Genomic DNA, 17,100 nt, shown 5'->3' on the forward strand with positions numbered 1-17,100 from the left:
AATGGTTAATAAAGGTTAACCAACAAACTTAATCATGACACCTGCAGCAACCGCAGAGCCAATCACACCGGCTACGTTAGGGCCCATGGCATGCATCAGCAAGAAGTTTTGAGGGTTAGCCTCTAAACCGATCTTATTGGAGACACGAGCAGCCATAGGAACAGCAGAGACACCCGCTGAACCAATAAGTGGGTTGATTGCATTACCACCCTCAAGCTTATTCATCAGCTTAGCCATCAAGACACCTGCAGCTGTACCGATACCAAAAGCAACGATACCAAGAAGCAAAATGCCCAGTGTGTTCATGTCCAGGAATTTATCAGCGCTCAACTTAGAGCCAACCGATAGACCTAGGAAGATCGTCACGATGTTGATTAGAGCGTTCTGTGCTGTATCACTCAGACGGTCCACAACGCCACATTCACGCATCAGGTTACCGAAACAGAACATACCCAATAGTGGGGCTGCATCCGGAAGCAACAGTGCAACAAGAATCAACAGCGCTATCGGGAACATGATCTTCTCAGTCTTAGAGACATGACGAAGCTGGTGCATTGCGATCTTACGCTCTGATTCAGTCGTCAATGCACGCATGATTGGCGGTTGAATCATTGGCACTAGTGCCATGTATGAGTAGGCCGCTACAGCGATCGCACCCAGTAATTGAGGGGCAAGCATGCTGGCAACGTAAATAGCTGTAGGACCGTCGGCACCACCGATGATGCCGATTGCAGCTGCATCTTGAACTGTGAAGTCCATGATACCCATAGCTGAAAGGCCCACAGCACCCAATACCGTTGCAAAGATGCCGAACTGAGCTGCGGCACCCAAGAATAGAGTTTTAGGATTAGCAAGGAGCGGACCAAAATCAGTCATGGCACCAACGCCCATAAAGATCAGTAGCGGAGCAACACCCGAAGCAATAGCTACAGAGTAGAAGTTATAGAGCATACCGTTGCTGTAACCCGAGTCAGCAGCAACCATAGTGGCTGCATGGTGCGTAGACGGATTAGAACCGTGGTAGGCATGCAGTATGTCGTGAGGATCCACACTGGTGATATTCAAAGAAGCAGCCAACCCCTGAAGCACTTCAGGTTTTGCAAAGTGAACCGCATTTTCTACTGCAGAGAACGCGAGCCCAGCCTCGGGAATATTCGCCATGATGCCACCAAAACCGATTGGCACAAGCAGCAGTGGCTCAAAGTTTTTGCGGATTGCCAAAAAGAGCAACAACAACCCCACAACGATCATAGTAATCTGACCGCCTGAGATGTTGTAGATGCCTGAGGCTTCCCACAATTGAAGGATCTTTTCCATTAAACCGTCACCTCAAATTAGGCAAGAGATACCAGAGAGTCGCCAACCTGAACGGCATCGCCCTCTTTAACGTCAACTGAAGTCACTGTACCAGCACGCGCTGCACGAACTTCTGTTTCCATCTTCATCGCTTCCAAGATAACAAGCACATCGCCCTCTTGAACCGCTTGACCAGCAGAGACCTGAACTTTCCAGATGTTACCGGCCAGTGGAGCTGGTACAGCCTCACCTGAACCTGCAGGCGCAGCGGCTGGAGCGGCAGGTGCTGCCGCAGCAGGAGCAACGGCTGTAATATCACCACCTTCAGCTACTTGAACAACGTAGTTCTGGCCATTGACTGTGATTGTGTAAACTTCTGGTCCTGATTTCTTAGGTGCTGACATAGCTAGCGCATCCTCTAAAGTGGGTACTGGTTCAAACGCGTCTGGATTACCGCGATTTTCAAGGAATTTAAGGCCGATCTGAGGGAACAGAGCGTAAGTAAGCACGTCATCAATTTCACGCTCACCCGTTTCTAGCTCAATACCCTTTTCAACTGCGATCTCTTTAAGCTCTGCAACAAGCTTATCCATCTCTGGCTCGAGAAGATCAGCTGGACGGCAAGTGATAGCCTCTGCTCCATCAAGAACTTTAGCCTGAAGCTCAGCATTGTATGGCGCAGGAGCTGCTCCGTACTCACCTTTAAGGATACCCTGAACTTCTTTGGAAATAGTTTTGTAACGCTCGCCAACGAGTACATTGATAACCGCTTGAGTACCAACGATCTGTGATGTTGGTGTCACCAGTGGAATGTAACCAAGATCTTCACGTACTCGTGGGATCTCAGCCAACACTTCATCAAACTTATCCGCTGCGCCCTGCTCTTTAAGTTGACTCTCCATGTTGGTCAACATACCACCAGGAACCTGAGCCACTAGAATGCGGCTGTCAGTACCACGCAGTGAGCCTTCAAATTTAGCGTACTTCTTACGAACTTCACGGAAGTAGGCTGCAATCTCTTCAAGTGCTTCTAGGTTTAGGCCGGTATCACGGTCTGTACCTGCTAGAGCCGCTACTACAGACTCTGTTGCTGTATGACCGTAGGTCATCGACATTGAGGAAATCGCTGTATCAACACGATCAATGCCCGCTTCAACTGCTTTTAGGATGGTCATATCAGACAGACCTGCCGTTGCGTGAGCATGAAGCTGAACTTCAAGACCCGTCTGAGCTTTCAGACGAGATACAAGGTCAAACGCACCGTAAGGGGTCAAAATGCCTGACATATCTTTGATGTTGATTGAATCAGCACCCATGTCTTCAAGGGTCTTAGCGTAATCCACCCACATGTCGATGGTGTGAACTGGGCTAGTAGTGTAAGAGATCGTACCCTGAGCGTGTTTGCCAGTCGCTTTAACGGCCGCAATCGCTTTCTCAAGGTTACGAGGGTCATTCATCGCATCGAAGATACGGAATACGTCGATACCGCTCTCTGCTGAACGCTCAACAAAACGCTCGACCACATCATCACCGTAGTGGCGGTAACCTAATAGGTTTTGACCGCGCAGTAGCATCTGCTGGCGAGTGTTTGGCATTGCTGCTTTAAGTTGGCGAATACGATCCCAAGGATCTTCACCTAGATAACGAATACATGAGTCAAAAGTGGCACCACCCCAACTCTCTAGCGACCAGTAGCCAATCTTATCTAGCTTCTCAGCAATAGGAAGCATGTCATCGAGGCGAAGACGAGTCGCAAACAATGATTGGTGCGCATCACGTAAAACTACATCCGTGATACCAAGAGGCTTATTTGCATCAGACATAAACTTAAGTTCTCTCTTGTTAAAAGGCAGTGCCTAAAATTACTTACGGTATTTATGAACCGCTGCCGACAATACAGCCAACAACTCATCATTGTTGCCTGCAGCTTGAGGCGCAGACGCTTTGGCTTTTGGCTCTACAATCGGTTCTGGCAAAAACTTGTTTACCAGCTTAGACATCAATGTAGTGACAATGACCAGCAGCGTAAGGAATACGAAAACGAACCCCATACCATAGACCATAAGGTTGAGGCCTTCTGATATCAGACTATTCATCTACTCTACTCCAATAAAAATAATTCAAAGGGCTTGGCATAATCCTTGGATCTATGCGCAAAGTAACCCCTACCCAACAGCATAGGGAACAGTTATCCCATAGCCCCGCAGCCATATCAAGCCCACTTTGTATGTAGTGAATTTACAAAAAAGGTCGTTTTTTTAACTTACCAGTCAACTTACGAATGAAGCTGCAGTGTTTACGCACTCTGTAACGGCGTATAAGTGTTAGTTTCGGAATAACTTTCATTGCGACTAAAGAATGAGAAAGTCTCAATTTGTTTTAAGGTGGGTAGTGGAGATGGTGGCCTGCGTTTTAGTCGAACGAGCACGTTGACTCGGCTGGACACGTCAAGTTCAAAAAAAATGCCACCCTAAAGGTGGCATTTCTTTTGAATATGGCGCGCCCGGCACGATTCGAACGTGCGACCGCCTGGTTCGTAGCCAGGTACTCTATCCAGCTGAGCTACGGGCGCTGAAGTATTGCGTGATTCTGAAATGGCGCGCCCGGCACGATTCGAACGTGCGACCGCCTGGTTCGTAGCCAGGTACTCTATCCAGCTGAGCTACGGGCGCTTATTTCAGATGTTGGTCGATGAAAACACTAAAGAAGTGAAAACTCAAGATTGGCGCGCCCGGCACGATTCGAACGTGCGACCGCCTGGTTCGTAGCCAGGTACTCTATCCAGCTGAGCTACGGGCGCTTAATCTTGATGGCGGAGCGAGAGGGATTCGAACCCTCGATACGCGTAAACGTATACACCCTTAGCAGGGGTGCGCCTTCAGCCACTCGGCCACCGCTCCTGATCAACGGCGCGTATAGTACAAGAGAGGTGACTAAAGTTAAACCCTAAAAGGGAAAAACTTACGACTTTCCGCTATTTTCCTGCTCTTTTTCATCCAAGATCCTTTGGTAGATCTCTTCACGATGAATGGAAACATCTTTTGGTGCATTCACACCGATTCGCACCTGATTACCTTTGACACCAAGAACAGTGACACTGATATTGTCACCAATCATTAGAGTTTCACCAACTCGCCTTGTCAGTATTAGCATCAGCTTCTCCTAAATCCATTTAAGATAGGCGACCAAGTGATCGCCATGTGCGAATCCAATTATGCTAGATAGCGATTATTCAGCGACGCTGTCTGCTTGATCGAGTTCAAACGCACTGTGCAGTGCACGAACCGCTAGCTCCATATACTTCTCTGAGATTACTACAGAGACCTTGATCTCGGAAGTTGAGATCATCTGAATATTGATATTCTCTTTAGCCAGGGTTGTGAACATATTGCTTGCAACGCCTGCGTGAGAACGCATACCCACACCCACGATAGAGACTTTAGCAATCTTATTGTCGCCTTTCACTTCACGCGCACCTAGCTCGTTAGCCGTCTCTTCAAGGATAACCAAGGCTTTATCGTAATCATTACGGTGTACTGTGAATGTAAAGTCGGTAGTCTGATCGGCTGCTACGTTTTGAACGATCATATCTACTTCGATATTGGCAGACGAGACAGGACCTAGGATACGTGATGCAATACCTGGAAGGTCAGGCACACCCAACACCGTCAGTTTTGCTTCGTCACGGTTAAACGCGATGCCTGAAATAATTGGATTTTCCACGCTATCAGTTTCCTCTGTAGTAATAAGTGTACCGCCACCATCTTGGAAGCTAGACAATACACGTAATGGAACATTGTATTTACCTGCAAATTCAACCGAGCGAATCTGCAAAACCTTTGAACCGAGACTGGCCATCTCTAGCATCTCTTCAAAGGTGATTTTATCGAGACGACGGGCACCTTCTACCACGCGCGGGTCTGTCGTGTAGACGCCGTCGACATCCGTGTAGATCTGACACTCATCAGCTTTTAAAGCAGCCGCCAGAGCAACACCCGTTGTATCAGAGCCACCGCGACCTAGGGTCGTGATATTGCCGTCATCATCCATGCCCTGGAAGCCAGCTACAACTATGACGTTACCTTCATCAAGATCTGAACGCATTTTGCTGGTATCGATGCTTTGGATACGCGCTTTGGTGTGTGAGCTATCAGTATGGATACGGACCTGACCGCCAGTGTAAGACTTCGCACCTAGACCACGCTTTTTCAGAGCCATAGAGAGCAGTGAAATCGTCACCTGCTCACCCGTTGATACCAAAACATCGTATTCACGTGGATCTGGATTATCAGTGATATCTTTAGCAAGACCGATAAGACGATTGGTCTCACCGCTCATAGCAGAGACAACCACGACAATGTCGTGCCCCTGATCCTTAAATCGTTTTACTTTGTCAGCGACTGCTTCAATACGCTCTACTGAACCTACTGAGGTACCGCCATACTTTTGTACAAATAAAGCCATCTATCTCTATTTCCAATTAACGCTGCACGATTAAAGTGCAGCTCTAACTAATTCGGGTACCGCAGCAATCGCCTGAGGAAGAGCCGCTATATCGGTGCCACCGCCCTGAGCCATATCAGGTCGACCACCGCCTTTACCGCCAAGTTGAGTGGCAAGCTCACGAATCAGATCACCCGCTTTTACTTGACCAGTAAGGTCTTTCGTCACACCCGCGACAAGGCTAACCTTTTCTCCATCGTGCGCTGCAAGCACAACCACACCCCTGCCCAACTTATTCTTAAGCTGATCCAGCATGTCGCGAAGCGATTTAGGGTCAACACCTTGAACTTCTGTTGCCAAAACCTTGATACCGTTGATCTCAAGCGCCGACGAGAGCAACTCACCACTCTGGGCAGCCGCCAGTTTTGCATTCAATCGTTCAATCTCTTTCTCAAGGGAACGGCTACGTTCGTTCAATGCTTGGAATTTCTCTAGCAGTGAATCTCGAGAACCTTTAACCATTACGCCGAGTTCACCCAGTAGTGACTCACTCTCTTCAAACCAGTTGAGAGCAGCAAGACCGGTAATCGCCTCGATACGACGCACGCCTGATGCAATACCCGACTCAGAGACAATCTTCATCATACCGATATCACCCGTACGAGAAGCATGAGTACCACCACAAAGCTCTACTGAGAAGTCGCCACCCATGGATAGAACACGTACTTCATCATCGTACTTTTCACCAAATAGGGCTTGAGCTCCGCGCTCCTTCGCAGCATCAATCGCCATGATTTCGGTTTCTACTGACGTATTTGCACGAATCTGTTCATTGACCATCTGTTCAACGGTTTTGAGCTCTTCGTCAGTAACCGCTTCAAAGTGTGAGAAGTCAAAACGGAGACGTTCATCATTACACAGCGAGCCTTTCTGCTGCACATGCTCTCCGAGCACGCGACGAAGCGCTTCATGTAAAAGGTGCGTAGCTGAGTGGTTAAGAGCCGCAGCTTGACGACGAGCTTTGTCAACCAGTGCGTTAACTTGGTCTCCGACCTTTAAAACGCCCTCAGTCACAGAGCCGTGATGGACATGGCTCTTACCCTCTTTTGTACAGTTTGCCACATCAAACGTACCGCTATCCCAAACCAGCTGACCAGTATCACCGACCTGACCACCCGATTCAGCGTAGAAAGGTGTACGAGTCATAACCACAAGACCGGACTCTCCAGCAGATAGCTCTGTGACTGATTCGCCCTCTTTGAAGATCGCTTCAATCTCAACACGATCTTCCAGAAGCTCATAACCAGAGAACTCGGTAACGCCATCGATCTCTAGCTTATCGTTGTAATCCACATTGAAAGATCCTGATGCACGAGCGCGCTCACGCTGATCAGCCATTGCTGCTTCAAAGCCTTCCATGTCAATGGTCAGTTCACGCTCGCGCGCAACGTCGGCGGTCAAGTCAACCGGGAAACCATAAGTGTCATAGAGTTTGAATACTGCTGAGCCAGGAACGACCGTACCCTGAAGATTTGCAATCTCCTCTTCAAGAAGTGCCAGTCCTTTGTCTAGGGTACGAGCAAACTGCTCCTCCTCTTTAAGAAGCACTCGCTCAACCTGTTCCTGCATTTTTGCAAGCTCAGGATAGGCTTCGCCCATCTCTTTAACTAGGGGCGCAACCAATTTGTAGAAGAAGGTTCCTTGAGCACCGAGTTTATTACCGTGACGAATGGCGCGGCGCATAATACGACGAAGAACATAGCCACGCCCTTCGTTTGAAGGCGTCACGCCATCAGTGATTAAGAATGAACATGAACGGATATGGTCAGCGATTACGCGAAGTGATTTGTTATCGCGATCCTTGGTACCAATTACTTCAGCTGTCGCTGCAAGTAGGTTTTGGAACAGATCAATTTCGTAGTTCGAATGAACGCCCTGCATAACGGCAGCAATACGTTCAAGACCCATACCGGTATCAATTGAAGGGCGCTCTAGCGGTGTCATTTCACCATCAGCAGAACGGTTGTACTGCATAAAGACAACGTTCCAGATCTCGATGTATCGATCCCCATCTTCCTCTGGGCTTCCTGGTGGGCCACCCCAAACATCAGGACCATGATCGAAGAAAATCTCTGTACATGGACCACAAGGACCTGTATCACCCATCGCCCAGAAGTTATCTTCATCAAGCTTAGAGAAACGCTCTGGGTCGATACCCATGGTCTCTTTCCAGATACGTTCTGCCTCATCATCACTGTGGTGAACGGTTACCCATAGACGCTCTTTTGGAAGACCCAAGGTTTCCGTTAAGAAGGTCCAAGCAAATCGAATGGCATCTTCTTTAAAGTAATCGCCAAAGCTGAAGTTACCCAACATTTCAAAGAAAGTGTGGTGACGAGCAGTGTAGCCTACGTTCTCTAGGTCATTGTGTTTACCACCGGCACGAACACAACGTTGCGAGGTTGTTGCTCGAGAGTAGTTGCGTTTATCGCTACCCAGGAATACGTCTTTAAACTGAACCATACCTGCGTTGGTGAAAAGCAGTGTGGCATCGTTGCCAGGGATCAGTGGGCTTGAAGAAACCACCTCATGTCCCTGACTAGCAAAATAGTCCAGAAATGCGTTTCGAATTTCAGCACTGGTCATCTTTTTCATAGAATCAGCCGAGTCTCTATCATCTTAAATTGACACCAAAATAGCCGTACCTAAATTGATACAGGTACAACCTTGGCAAAATAGCGGATAAGTATATACAAACTAGAGTGAAACTCGTAGGGGGTAGTGCGGGGGAATTGACCAAATTAACGGTGATTAGTCGTAATCGGGATCACTATTTTGATAACGAAATGCGTATTCGATTTCACCATAGTTGAAACCACGTCCAGCCATATGTCTAAACCATTTTGCTTTCACTTTCATATCTTCAGGAGGCTCTTCACCAAATTTGCGTTTTAGATACTCAAGCGCGACCTGCTTGGGATCGTCTTTGCGACTATCTAATAACTCTTCGATTAATTGCTTAGAAATTCCTTTACGACTCAGATCGAAAGCTATTTTCTTACCACCTTGCCCATGATCGGATTTCACTCGAATGTAGCTCTCTGCAAAGCGGCTATCAGATTGATACCCCTCTTCAACAAGGTAAGTTAACACCCTCTCTATGAGTTCAGGTTTTTCACATCTTTTTGCAAGACGCTCACGTAATTGACTCTGCGAATACTCTTGCCTAGCCAAATAACTGAAGGCAAAGGACCTTAGCTCGGATTCTGTTTCTATAGGTCTCTTTTGTCGTTTTTGCATAGAAATAAAAAAGGGGCCGAAGCCCCTCTATTCTGTGATTAAAATTCTAACTCTGCATTAGTTTCAGAACCTTCATCACCTTTTTCAGGCTTGGCTGGTACAGATAGCAACTCTTTACGAATTTGTGACTCAATTTCGTTAGCGATCTCTGGATTTTCTTCCAGGAACTTGGCTGCATTCGCTTTACCCTGCCCGATCTTATCGCCATTGTATGCGTACCAAGCACCACTCTTATCAATCAGCTTTTGCTGCACACCTAGGTCGATTACTTCGCCCATGTGATAGATACCTTTGCCGTACATAATCTGGAATTCTGCTTGGCGGAATGGCGGAGCAACTTTGTTTTTAACAACTTTTACACGAGTCTCGTTACCGATAATCTCATCACCCTGCTTCACCGCACCAGTTCGGCGAATATCCAAACGAACTGAAGAGTAAAACTTAAGCGCATTACCACCCGTAGTCGTTTCAGGGTTTTCTGTGTTGAAAGAAAAAAGCCTAAAGTTGTGTGCACACATCCATCGACCCAGCCTTTACAAACTCTATTCGACGACATTATCTCAATGACCATCTAGAAACAACCACCCCGTGGTCGACTTAGCCAATTGAGTCGACATGTAATCCTACAAACTGGTGGCCAACAGGAAAACTTTTAAAGACTTTTTGTAAATCTACATTTCGGGAAATTTTCACATCCGAGGAATGACCGCCCCTGATTTATTCCATTCCTGACAGCCCTCTTCACCAGATCGCCACCACACCTTGGGCAAACACCTGAAGCAGCGAGTGCATCTTTCTTTCGCAGGTTATCTAGGTGATCACGCTTAGACTCTTTGGTGGAAGATAATGATAGCGAGGTAAGCTTGCTCTTAATTTCAGCCATATCCTCGTCGGATACGACTGCCTGTGTGAATCCACGAATATATTCGATGTAATCTGAAACCGTTCTGACATTTGACGGCATATCGCTTTTGAGTTCACAGTCTCGTGCGCTGAAAACGACAACCGATTTCAGAAGACTGCCGCTAACCCCAAGATATTCACTTAGGGCCTTTACATGCTTGTAGTTCTGCCTAAGAGGGTTCTGAAATTTGGAGGACTTTTTGTAAATCTTTTGAGTCCAATACGGCTGGTTAGCGTTACCGAAAATCCAACCCTGATAGTGCTTTGTTTCGAGAACAAATATGCCGAATTTTGACAGAATAACGTGGTCAATCTGCGTTGTGCCTTCATCAGTTGGAACTACCAAATCATCGAAGCTCTGATAGACATCACTATTGAGCCACTTGCGATTTTTGGTCGCTACTTTTTTCTCGCCCCTAGCACCGATGACGGACGGTGACGTTAGGTAGAACTTAAGGAGGTACAATGCAGCGAGCACAACGATTGCAACTATGAAGTTGTTCATTCGCTATCACCAAACCTGACACAGAGAAACACTCGCCAAGAATACTTTAGAGATCGATGCATCAAAGAGACCTTTCATCGAAGATTCGCTTAATCATCTCACGGCTTGGAAAGCGGTGCTTTTTAGCTCCGTTACATTTGCTACAAGCCAGAACCAAATTCGCTAAATCGTTGGAACCAAAAGGCTCCGATGGGACTTTTTTTCCTGGCTCCGCAATTACGCCATTTGCTTTGTTGAGCACGTTGCTTTGTAGCGGTATCAAGTGGTCTATCTCTGTACCGACTTCATCACAACATAGTAACCACCGTAGCTGACATTGATCGCCATCACGTTCAACGAGTAGCCGAGTTAGTTCAGCACGACGTGAATTGAAGAGTCGGCGCTTAATCTGTGCGTCGTTAAAATCAAAGAGCTGCTCATTGGCCTCGACACCGCCGACTTGCGATAACATGTCGTCAAAAAAAGCCAGGTAGGTTTCATTTGCGAAGGCAATCATGTTGGTTCCAATAACCTGCCAGGCTCGTTCTCGCGCACTACTTTTGCCAATATGTCGTGCCCCTCTCTGTTGACAACCCCAAGCCCAGCGAATGATTAGAGGCTTATTTGCTTACCAACTGCCCTGTCGTGTTGTTCATGCGATACTTCACGATAGAACCATCGATAATTCTGGTGGCGACTTCTTTTGCAGTTTCGAGATCGACCATAAACCACTCGTTTGGATGGTAAGTTTTGCCGTCTGAACCCATCAATGTCATTCGCAACTTCTGAGCATGAAGCACGCCGTGAATTAGTGTCTCGAATCTGTTTGGATTCAAATTGAAGCACTCAAACGCTCCCACAATTTTTACAGGCGCTTCGAGGAAGGTCGGATCTTTTTCTGCGTTCTTCGTGCGCTCCTCAACAGTGTTTTCGGTGTATCCGATTTTAACGAGGTTAGGGATAGCCTTGATGTTAGGATTCTCGCTTAGGCTTCTGAGGAAATAGATCTGGCCCGAACGTTTGTCTTTGTGGGTAATGTTTGAAAATGCATCAACTACCGAGTCAGCCTCACGGATGATGCGTTTAGAATGTGGGTCTTTATGAAGTCCACGACCTAGACTGCGAAAGAGGATGTTGGACTCAGTACCGTTGTCATAGATAACTCTTAAGCGAGGGTTGTAGCGTCCTTTATCGTCTTCTTCATATTCGCCGACTTCATCAACAAGCAGAAGGTTTCCGAGATATATAAACATATCGCCGACATCGATCTGCGAATCCCTAGCAAAGGTCACGGCTTCAACTTTTCCTTCGTCGATGTCGCTCTGAGTCTTTTCAAAGATTGATTTGAACTGATAGAAATCTTCGCATTTCTTCCGTTGTGCGATCTCATCTGGTCGATTTTTGTCGTCAACGGCGGGCACGTGTGTCATCTGAAAAATGTCTTCATCTGAATCGCCACCCAGAGCGCCAAAGGCATCACTGTTGAAAATGTCATCGAGAGACGTAGCTGATTCATCGATTTCATCGATTGGGGAATCTGAGCCGAGACAGGACACAAGCTCCCATTCGTTCGATTCTTCATCTCCACTGTCACAAACAAGTAGTCCATGCCTATCGAACGCCTGCAAACCATCCGACAGGTTGGAGTCGTTTCTGAACGCGGCTAAACGTCGAGCTAGAGTTTTCTCGCTCAAATCGCCATCCGACAAAGGCTCTCGGTTGTGACTATCAACGAAAACATTTATCTCTTCGAATCGGCTCTGATCGATTCTTGTCACGGGCTGCTTGGCAGGTCTATCGTCAAGTAGACCGTATTCGTCGGGCTCGGAAAAGATCTCATCGAGGGTTCGGCGTGGCTGTTTGGAGCGCAGTCTGATTGATGCCATTCGAATTCACCTAAGCTGTCGTCGCTGCACGCTCGCGTTTTTTGTTGTTGATATAGGCAAGCGCTTCGGCCAAACGTTTCTCATACTGATCAGAGGACGTATGTGACGGCTTCTTACCATGTGCCTTGTAGAACTCTTGAATCCTTGGCCAGAGGATTACTGCCTCCTCCTCAGACATGCTGGAGCGCATTCCGACCACCGTATCCTGGATCGTTTTCAGCACGTCAGTAGTCACGGCTTTCGACAAGATTTCATAAGCACCTTGGAACGGGTTTATCTGTTTTATCAGATCAATATTAAGGTTTTCGATATTTACGAACTTGTTCCCAATCATCACAAACTTACGATCTGGTTTTGCTTCAGAATCAGCGCCTGGACGTGCAGGTTTCGATTGCTCCTCTTTCGGATCGCTGCCTTCCTCAAACTGAGCGTTTGGCGGCAAGTCGGCTTCATCAAACAACCCTCCTGTTGATCCCACCACCATAGAAGTGTGGACGATCTCAGATACGGTTTGACGTTCATCTTCATCAAGATCGGGATACATTCTCTCGACAATCTTGGGAATCTCAACCTCAGCGATAACTTCAGCTTCAGTCTCTCCCGCGATTGCTGGAGCAACGATCTTCTGTTCTTGGAGTATTGCCGCCTTGATATTGTCCATGTTCTCAAGGGCTTTGGTGACACGATCAGAGACAGGCGCGGTACTATCTTCGATGATGACCGTGCCAGGCGGTACGTATTCACCATCAGCCATTCGCGACCGTGGTCGGAAATTAACCGATGGTGCCAACACCTGCTCCATCAAAAGCGAGACCGTAATTGCCTTCAGCATGTTATTTACAGAGACTTTGACATCATCATCTTCGGCATCGGGCTGTGCAATTAGGTTGGTAAACTGGGCGTGAAGCTTACCCTCCGAATCACGAGTCGCTCGCCCAATAATCTGAATAATTTCGGTCAGCGAAGCGCGATAGCCAACTGTGAGTACGTGCTCACACCAAGGCCAGTCAAAGCCCTCTTTAGCCATCCCGAGAGCGATAATTATGTCCATCTGGTCTGCACTGGTAATGTCGCGCAGGTACTGCTGAACGTCTGCACGGCGCGAGCCATCATCTACGAGGTCTGCGACCAGTATCTTGCGGCCATCCTTTCGCGTGACAGTCATAATGCTTGTCACGGGATCCTGAACGATTGTCTCACCGATTACATCTAGTATGCGGTCAACCTCTGAGAGTTTATCCTTCGTGGAGGCAGACGAATTCACGTTGGGGATGTGAATGATGGTTTTCTTCTTTGTGTCCAAAACCTCGTGGATCGCATCAAGATATGAGCCCGTGTAGAAGTGGTATCCGATACCTAGCGACTTAAGGTACTTGTAGCCGTTCAGCTGCTCATAATACGAGTAAGTTACCTGAGTGAATTTAGCTTCATCTTCAGGTAACAGAATGGGTACCGCATCGCCTCGGAAATATGAACCAGTCATCGCGACAATATGCGCAGATGAGTGATTCATCACTGCATCAATAAGGCTGCCCAGCTTGTTTTCTTCTCCCGCAGACGTGTGATGGAATTCGTCTATTGCTATCAGAATTCCATCAAACTCTGACGGTTGCATGTCCTGGAAAGCAAAGCGGAGAGTGGCGTGAGTACACACCAGTGTTTGGGCTGATGGGGCTCGAACAAACTCTTTGAATGCCTTGGTCTTTGATGAGTTCACACCCTCCGTACCGCCCACACATAGGTTGTGCTCAGGCTTGACCACCCAATCTGCGAAGAAACCATAGTCAGTCAGTTTTGTATCTTTGAATGAGCCGCCAATCGACATTTCTGGTACCGCTACGATAACTTTTCGCAGTCCTTGGTTAACAAGCTTGTCCAACCCAAGGAACATCAGGGCACGAGACTTACCAGAGGCTGGAGGCGCTTTCAGTAGGAGGTACTGAGCGTTGCGGGCGGCGAATGCGCGAGCCTGCATTTCACGCATGCCCATCGAGTCAGTATTGGAGCTTTTACCTGACTGCTTATATTTCACAGTTAACAAATCAACCATGGCTTAAACTCCTAATTTTTACCAATTAACATTGAATACAAGCCAAATAGATGCTCTAAACGCTCGGATGAATCTGTTAACGGCTTACTACTGTAAAGTTTTTCTACCGCAGCATCTAAAGCCTGATGTGCTGTCTGAAGTGGAAGTGGCATCTTGTCGGGATCGTAAAGGTCAGCTAGCGTTTTGTCAGGGTAGTCCTCTCTAACCAAAAGCACTTCTTCTGCAAGAACCTCAATATTTCTTCTCTGGTCATCATTAACAAGCGGCCAAGGGAAGGTGTTATAGACCAGACTTGCTGAATAGCTGTAATCACTTTTTAACCTCCCAGCCACGACACGCATCCAATCCATGTGCATTTCAGAAGTTAAGATACCAAACTCAAAGAGTGAACCATTGGGTATTATTTGGACTTTATTAGTAGCAACCACGTCCGTATCCATGAATCCGATAGGGATATATCTCCTTCGCATTGAAGATACTCGAGGGACTAATATGTAGTTCCCCTCTTTGGGATGATTTGGAATTTTAAAAAGGTGGGGCCAATTAGCAGAGTCGATTACCCCTTTATTAGTTTTACTCAGCCTAATTTCACGAGTTCTGGCAACCCGATCTTTGATAATTTCGGATTTATTAATATCTTCTTCGGTGGCATCCTCCAACCAGAAGCAGTATCTCTTTTTACCATTAATAAACTCACTAGATCCTACTAGCCCCTTTACCCAGCGCTCCTCTGGCATCCCTTTGATCTGGTCATACTCTTCCTGAGACAGAATCAAGGGGTCAGAATTAGAATACTCAGACCCATTTTCCATTACCGATATTCCCTTCGTTAGAGGCTTGCGGGCTGGGGTAACTGCTAGTTCTGAACCTGGGACAAGATAGGGACTTATTCGATCACAGTTTTGAACAGTCCATTGCCCTTTTGTTGACTGTGAAAAAAGTCTCTTAGTACGAACGTGTTGACCGAAACCTATTACGACAACATGAACTCCAGCATTCCCTTTAGCTTGGTTTTTCCACTCAAAAGTTTTGTAGGCAAAAAAGATGGACTGATTACGTTTGAAAATTTGTGGCCAAATTAAAGCTACTTGCTCTCCTTGGCACAATGAATTTGTTGCTACGAAAGCGCACTCAACATGTCGATCTTCGGCAAATTTCGAGGCGAGAAGAAACCAGCAGGCTACGAAATCAAGTCTTCCGTATCCATTGATTTCGCCAAGAACGTTCTCCATGTCTTCTACATGCTGCTCCGTTCTTCCTTTATTTCCATGAAAAGGCGGATTTCCACACACATATGTTTCATCGCTCCTTGAAATGTCACACACACTGTTCCAATCCAATGAGAGACTGTTTCCACAAGTGATGTTCCCAGGATTACTTAAAGGTAAAGCTGCCTCTGAGTATCCAAACTGTTCCCGAAACTCAACGTTCATTTGATGCTCGGCTAACCAGAGCGACAGCATGGCGATTTCATGCGCAAAGTCATCGATCTCGATACCGTAGAACTGCGAGAGCTTGATTCCTGAGTAGTACATCTCGGATTGAACGGAGACCAAGTTCAACTCATCGATGACCGCCATCTCAATCTTGCGTAACTCTTTGTAAGCAATGATCAGAAAGTTGCCGCTGCCACAGGCAGGATCAAAGACGCGGATATTCTGAAGGCGAATTAGGAGTTCTTTGAGCTTCTTCTCTTTGCCCTTTGCTGCCTCTAGTGCATCCCTGAGTTTATCTAGGAAGAGCGGCTTGATGACCTTCATGATGTTAGATACAGAAGTATAGTGCTGCCCAAGGTTACCGCGTTGCTCCTGATCGATAACCGCCTGGAACATAGAACCAAAAATATCAGGATTTATCTCAGCCCAGCTCAACGAACCGCATTCAAGCAACAGACGGCGCGCTTTGGTTCCAAATTCTGGAACTGGCTCATCAGCTTTAAACAACCCACCATTCACATACGGGAATGCTTGCAGGTGAGCGGGCATCGCCTGTTTTTCAGGTGCTGTATCAGGCAAATTTAATGCTTTGAATAGGTCGGTGAAAAACTGATCTAAGTCCTCGCCAGTGATCGATGTCGTGGACTCAATAGCCTTCGTCATCTGATCCTGCTCGAAGATCCCAGTATCCTCTGCGTAGAAGCAGAATAGAAGTCGGGTCAGGAATACATTGAGCGCATGAATATCTTCGGGTTTGGATAGATCATTCCGCTCTCGGATGAGGTCAAAGAGCTGTCCCATCTTTTCAGAGGCTTTGATGTCAGCAGGATGCTCCGAGTACATTATCGCCTTTTCATAACCTGCTAGTGGCAGAAAGAACGCATACTGCTTATCCAAGAGATTGATGTCTGTATCGAGGGATTCCTCAGCTTTGAGGTCAAAAGCAACGAGCGAGTCGAAATCAGTTACAACTATGAATCGGATGTCGTTGGATTTGACAACTGGCTCTGACTTGAGTGCTTCGGCGGCTTCATACACATTCGTGCCGCTGGCTAGGGTTCTGAAGTACAGCTGCTTTTTGAGGGCAACGTCGCCATTGCTAGCTACGTTTCTCGATCCATCTTTGAGTCGGGTAATAGTGGCTTTGGGGAAACCGTAGGCGAGAAGGAACTGATAGATGAACTCGTCTTTATCGAGCGAGCCGCATATAGCTTCGAGTGACTCAATGATCTTGCCTTGCGTGACAGCCATCTGTTTTCGACCTTACCCAACGGGACTATGAACTTGAAATACAAGCCAAAA

At 47.0% G+C, this 17,100-nt stretch carries 12 protein-coding genes, 4 tRNA genes and 1 pseudogene; all 17 read right to left on the reverse strand.

Annotated features, from left to right (window positions below):
• Nucleotides 1–15 precede the first annotated feature (15 nt).
• The 17 genes and pseudogenes from XMG48_RS07325 to XMG48_RS07405 all read right to left on the reverse strand — a co-directional run bounded on the left by XMG48_RS07325 (nucleotide 16) and on the right by XMG48_RS07405 (nucleotide 17,049).
• Nucleotides 16–1,317 carry a sodium ion-translocating decarboxylase subunit beta gene (locus tag XMG48_RS07325; RefSeq protein WP_173481409.1) on the reverse strand — a complete coding sequence of 434 codons (1,302 nt, stop codon included), beginning with the start codon at nucleotides 1,315–1,317 and terminating at the stop codon, nucleotides 16–18.
• 17 nt (nucleotides 1,318–1,334) lie between these two features.
• Nucleotides 1,335–3,119, reverse strand: coding sequence for a sodium-extruding oxaloacetate decarboxylase subunit alpha (oadA, locus tag XMG48_RS07330; protein ID WP_173481410.1), 1,785 nt, complete (start codon nucleotides 3,117–3,119; stop codon nucleotides 1,335–1,337).
• Nucleotides 3,120–3,158: 39 nt separating this feature from the next.
• Entirely contained in the window at nucleotides 3,159–3,392 is a 234-nt protein-coding gene (locus XMG48_RS07335; RefSeq protein WP_173481411.1) for an OadG family protein, read from the reverse strand.
• A 399-nt stretch (nucleotides 3,393–3,791) separates the two neighbouring features.
• A tRNA-Arg gene (locus tag XMG48_RS07340) sits at nucleotides 3,792–3,868 on the reverse strand.
• Between the two features lie 23 nt (nucleotides 3,869–3,891).
• Nucleotides 3,892–3,968: transfer RNA gene (locus tag XMG48_RS07345), tRNA-Arg, on the reverse strand.
• A 51-nt stretch (nucleotides 3,969–4,019) separates the two neighbouring features.
• Nucleotides 4,020–4,096 (reverse strand) — tRNA-Arg (locus XMG48_RS07350).
• 10 nt (nucleotides 4,097–4,106) lie between these two features.
• Nucleotides 4,107–4,196, reverse strand: a tRNA-Ser gene (locus tag XMG48_RS07355).
• Between the two features lie 61 nt (nucleotides 4,197–4,257).
• The gene (gene csrA, locus XMG48_RS07360; RefSeq protein WP_173481412.1) at nucleotides 4,258–4,449 is read right to left on the reverse strand and encodes a carbon storage regulator CsrA; all 192 of its coding nucleotides are present in this window, start codon (nucleotides 4,447–4,449) and stop codon (nucleotides 4,258–4,260) included.
• Nucleotides 4,450–4,524: 75 nt separating this feature from the next.
• Nucleotides 4,525–5,760, reverse strand: a complete 1,236-nt coding sequence (locus tag XMG48_RS07365) for an aspartate kinase (protein WP_173481413.1) — start codon at nucleotides 5,758–5,760, stop codon at nucleotides 4,525–4,527.
• A gap of 30 nt (nucleotides 5,761–5,790) precedes the next feature.
• Nucleotides 5,791–8,385, reverse strand: a complete 2,595-nt coding sequence (gene alaS / locus XMG48_RS07370) for an alanine--tRNA ligase (protein WP_173481477.1) — start codon at nucleotides 8,383–8,385, stop codon at nucleotides 5,791–5,793.
• A gap of 165 nt (nucleotides 8,386–8,550) precedes the next feature.
• Nucleotides 8,551–9,039, reverse strand: coding sequence for a regulatory protein RecX (locus XMG48_RS07375; RefSeq protein WP_173488738.1), 489 nt, complete (start codon nucleotides 9,037–9,039; stop codon nucleotides 8,551–8,553).
• A 38-nt stretch (nucleotides 9,040–9,077) separates the two neighbouring features.
• Nucleotides 9,078–9,515 (reverse strand): annotated as a pseudogene (locus XMG48_RS07380) (DNA recombination/repair protein RecA); the annotation flags it as partial.
• Nucleotides 9,516–9,691: 176 nt separating this feature from the next.
• The gene (locus tag XMG48_RS07385; protein WP_173481415.1) at nucleotides 9,692–10,447 is read right to left on the reverse strand and encodes an NERD domain-containing protein; all 756 of its coding nucleotides are present in this window, start codon (nucleotides 10,445–10,447) and stop codon (nucleotides 9,692–9,694) included.
• A gap of 61 nt (nucleotides 10,448–10,508) precedes the next feature.
• Nucleotides 10,509–10,943: an HNH endonuclease gene (locus XMG48_RS07390; RefSeq protein WP_173481416.1), complete on the reverse strand. Its 435-nt coding sequence runs from the start codon at nucleotides 10,941–10,943 to the stop codon at nucleotides 10,509–10,511.
• A gap of 103 nt (nucleotides 10,944–11,046) precedes the next feature.
• Nucleotides 11,047–12,312 carry a GIY-YIG nuclease family protein gene (locus XMG48_RS07395; RefSeq protein WP_173481417.1) on the reverse strand — a complete coding sequence of 422 codons (1,266 nt, stop codon included), beginning with the start codon at nucleotides 12,310–12,312 and terminating at the stop codon, nucleotides 11,047–11,049.
• Nucleotides 12,313–12,322: 10 nt separating this feature from the next.
• Nucleotides 12,323–14,362 (reverse strand): DEAD/DEAH box helicase, encoded by a 2,040-nt coding sequence (locus XMG48_RS07400; RefSeq protein ID WP_173481418.1) that lies wholly within the window; start codon nucleotides 14,360–14,362, stop codon nucleotides 12,323–12,325.
• A gap of 11 nt (nucleotides 14,363–14,373) precedes the next feature.
• Nucleotides 14,374–17,049, reverse strand: coding sequence for a DNA methyltransferase (locus tag XMG48_RS07405; protein ID WP_173481419.1), 2,676 nt, complete (start codon nucleotides 17,047–17,049; stop codon nucleotides 14,374–14,376).
• Between the last annotated feature and the right edge of the window lie 51 nt (nucleotides 17,050–17,100).

This window comes from Marinobacterium sp. xm-g-48 (assembly GCF_013282925.1).
Classification (GTDB): domain Bacteria; phylum Pseudomonadota; class Gammaproteobacteria; order Pseudomonadales; family Balneatricaceae; genus Marinobacterium_E.